Here is a 704-nt window from a genome sequence, read left to right as displayed (position 1 = left end):
GGGGTGTTACTTGATCTGTGCGGTGATGGTGGCGGTGCCGACGAGCAGGCCGCCCTTGACGGCGTCGGTCTTGAAGGTGCTGTTGAGCAGCTTCGCGGCGTCGTCGGAGACGTGGACGGTGGTGCCGGTCAGGATCGCGTTGTCGCCCTCGAGCTGCAGCGGCTTCAGGGTGCCACCGTGCAGGGAGAACAGGTACGCGTTCGACGCGGCGACCTGGCCGTTGACCAGGACGTCACCGGAGAGCTTGGACGAGCCCGGGTTCACCACGAAGTTCTCCAGCGTCACCGTGGTGTCGCCGGCCTTCAGCGTCAGGCCGGAACCGTTGTGGTTCAGCAGACCCTGCACGTAGGGACGGTACGACCCATCCGGCGACCAGTAGGTGACGGAGCCGGCGGTGATCGGGAACGACACGGCGCCGTTCTCGAGCTTCGCGGTCCCGGAGACACCCGGGGTCAGCTTCAGGCTGGTGAGGGCGTCGGTGAAGCCCTTGTCGAGGGCGACGGAGGTGTTCCCACCGAGCACGTTCGGGACCGACGCGACGGGGGCGGGGATCTTCGACGAGGACGACGCGACGGTGTGGACCGTGGGGGTCGCAGCGTTCGCGGCGGAGATGCCGAACCCGGCACCGCCCAGGATGATCGCGCCGGCAGCGGCGAGGGAGACCGTGGTCTTGGTGAACTTGCGCATGAGTGAGTCCTTCTGCT

General features: G+C 67.5%; 1 protein-coding gene. It reads right to left on the bottom strand.

What is annotated here, in order from left to right:
- Nucleotides 1–6: 6 nt before the first annotated feature.
- Nucleotides 7–704: hypothetical protein (locus ACLBWP_RS18440; RefSeq protein WP_447656269.1), on the bottom strand; the 698-nt coding region annotated here is incomplete at its 5' end.

Source organism: Microbacterium sp. M1A1_1b (assembly GCF_053345565.1).
This window is presented reverse-complemented; position numbering and strand designations above follow the sequence as displayed.